This window comes from Pseudarthrobacter sp. B907 (assembly GCF_040137805.1).
Taxonomy (GTDB): domain Bacteria; phylum Actinomycetota; class Actinomycetes; order Actinomycetales; family Micrococcaceae; genus Arthrobacter.
In genome coordinates, this window is the sequence record NZ_JBEEQE010000031.1 from 1 (window position 1) to 3,335 (window position 3,335).

The window sequence follows — 3,335 nt, forward strand, 5'->3', positions numbered from 1 at the left end:
TATAGTAAAGGTCTCGGGGTCTTTCCGTCCTGCTGCGCGTAACGAGCATCTTTACTCGTACTGCAATTTCGCCGAGTTTATGGTTGAGACAGCGGGGAAGTCGTTACTCCATTCGTGCAGGTCGGAACTTACCCGACAAGGAATTTCGCTACCTTAGGATGGTTATAGTTACCACCGCCGTTTACTGGGGCTTAAATTCTCAGCTTCGCCTTGCGGCTAACCGGTCCTCTTAACCTTCCAGCACCGGGCAGGAGTCAGTCCGTATACATCGTCTTGCGACTTCGCACGGACCTGTGTTTTTAGTAAACAGTCGCTTCCCCCTGGTCTCTGCGGCCCCTGCACGCTCCGGACAGCATGTGTCCATCACGATAGGGGCCCCCCTTCTCCCGAAGTTACGGGGGCATTTTGCCGAGTTCCTTAACCATAATTCTCTCGATCGCCTTAGTATTCTCTACCTGATCACCTGTGTCGGTTTGGGGTACGGGCGGCTAAAACCTCGCGTCGATGCTTTTCTAGGCAGCATAGGATCACCGAATCCCCCCATACGGGGGTCCCGTCGGGTCTCAGGCATCATGAACGGCGGATTTGCCTACCGTTCGCCCTACATCCTTAGACCGGGACAACCATCGCCCGGCTCGGCTACCTTCCTGCGTCACACCTGTTAATACGCTTGCCTCCCAGGATCAGGTCCCGCGCTCCACCAAAACCCTCACACCACAAGGGTGATCGGGCAGGTCTCGGGCGGTTAGTATCCCCTGTTCAGCATGGGCGGTTTTTCGCCGGTACGGGAATATCAACCCGTTGTCCATCGACTACGCCTGTCGGCCTCGCCTTAGGTCCCGACTTACCCAGGGCAGATTAGCTTGACCCTGGAACCCTTGATCATTCGGCGGACGGGTTTCTCCCCCGTCTTTCGCTACTCAGGCCTGCATTCTCACTCGTGGAGGCTCCACCGCTGGTTCCCACCGCGACTTCACTGCCCACACGACGCTCCCCTACCTATCCAGACGCCTGAACCGCAAGGGCTTAGCTAATATCTGCATGCCACAACTTCGGCGGTGCACTTGAGCCCCGCTACATTGTCGGCGCGGAATCACTTGACCAGTGAGCTATTACGCACTCTTTTAAGGATGGCTGCTTCTAAGCCAACCTCCTGATTGTCTTCGCAACTCCACATCCGTTCCCACTTAGCACACGCTTAAGGGCATTAGTTGGTGGTCTGGGCTGTTGCCCTCTCGACTATGAAGCTTAGCCCCCACAGTCTCACTGCTGCGCGCTCACTTACCGGCATTCGGAGGTTGGCTGACGTCAGTAACCTGGTAGGGCCCATTAGCCATCCAGTAGCTCTACCTCCGGTAAGAAACACGCAACGCTGCACCTAAATGCATTTCGGGGAGAACCAGCTATCACGAAGTTTGATTGGCCTTTCACCCCTACCCACAGCTCATCCCCTCCATTTTCAACTGAAGTGGGTTCGGTCCTCCACGACGTCTTACCGTCGCTTCAACCTGGCCATGGGTAGATCACTTCGCTTCGGGTCTAGATCACGCCACTGCAACGCCCTGTTCAGACTCGCTTTCGCTACGGCTTCCCCACACGGGTTAACCTCGCGACGTAACACTAACTCGCAGGCTCATTCTTCAAAAGGCACGCCGTCACAACTACAAGGCTGCTCCGACGGATTGTAAGCACACGGTTTCAGGTACTGTTTCACTCCCCTCCCGGGGTACTTTTCACCTTTCCCTCACGGTACTGGTCCGCTATCGGTCATTAGGGAGTATTTAGGCTTATCAGGTGGTCCTGACAGATTCGCACGGGATTTCTCGGGCCCCGTGCTACTTGGGATACTTCCCAGGCGGCACACAACATTTCGGTTACGGGGCTCACACCCTCTCTGGCCGGCCTTTCAAGACCGTTCACCTATGCACATGCTCTCACCCCACTGTCCCGGCAGAGACAGAACGGAAAGTCCCACAACCCCGACCATGCAACGCCCGCCGGCTATTCACACATGGAACGGTTTAGCCTGATCCGCGTTCGCTCGCCACTACTAACGGAATCACTATTGTTTTCTCTTCCTGCGGGTACTGAGATGTTTCACTTCCCCGCGTTCCCTCCACGCACCCTATGTGTTCAGATGCGGGTCACCAGATCACTCGCGCGTCTGGCGGGGTTGCCCCATTCGGACACCCTGGGATCCCAGTCCGGTTATCGACTCCCCCAGGCTTCTCGCAGATTCCTACGTCCTTCTTCGGCTCCTCATGCCAAGGCATCCCCCGTATGCTCTTAAAAACTTGACCACAACAGATCAAGGAGTAATTTCGAGAGAATCACGAAACCAACCACACCCAACACCACCACCCCAAAAGGGGTGGCACCATCACGCGCAGCCAGATCCAGGTCCATATTCTTGGAAATTGCTTCTTATAAAAGATGCTCGCGTCCACTATGTAGTTCTCAAACAACAACCCCGTACCACACACCCCACACACCTAAACAGTGCATGTTCGTCGCAGCCGGGAAACCAGAAACACAAGNTCAGACCCCCAAAAGGACCCATACAGTGCGTGTTCGTCGCAGCCGGGAAACCAGAAACACAAGTCCCGGGGTCACCCCCGGTCCTGTTGTCTCAGGACCCAACAGTGTGCCAAACACTACCCAGCAGAATCATTCCGGCGTGCGTTCCAGGACCTTCCCGAGAGAGGATCCGTACTTGCTGCCGGCCTGTGCCGCCAGGCACCTATTTGTTGATATTCCACCCGTGAGCACCCGCCGCAGAACTTGCGTCTGCGCAACGGGCGTACTCCTGACAACACCACCACCAGGACATGCGTCCGGTGATGAACGTTGTAGGTGCTCCTTAGAAAGGAGGTGATCCAGCCGCACCTTCCGGTACGGCTACCTTGTTACGACTTAGTCCCAATCGCCAGTCCCACCTTCGACAGCTCCCTCCCANGCTATTTGTTGATATTCCACCCGCGAGCACCCGCCGCAGAACTTGCGTCTGCGCAACGGGCGTACTCCTGACAACACCACCACAGGACATGCGTCCGGTGATGAACGTTGTAGGTGCTCCTTAGAAAGGAGGTGATCCAGCCGCACCTTCCGGTACGGCTACCTTGTTACGACTTAGTCCCAATCGCCAGTCCCACCTTCGACAGCTCCCTCCCACAAGGGGTTAGGCCACCGGCTTCGGGTGTTACCAACTTTCGTGACTTGACGGGCGGTGTGTACAAGGCCCGGGAACGTATTCACCGCAGCGTTGCTGATCTGCGATTACTAGCGACTCCGACTTCATGGGGTCGAGTTGCAGACCCCAATCCGAACTGAGACCG

Annotated in this window: 2 rRNA genes; both read right to left on the reverse strand. The window is 56.2% G+C overall.

The window, feature by feature from the left end:
- Positions 1–2,300: ribosomal RNA gene (locus ABLI39_RS17260) — 23S ribosomal RNA — on the reverse strand; the annotation flags it as partial.
- 780 nt (positions 2,301–3,080) lie between these two features.
- Positions 3,081–3,335 (reverse strand): 16S ribosomal RNA (locus ABLI39_RS17265); the annotation flags it as partial.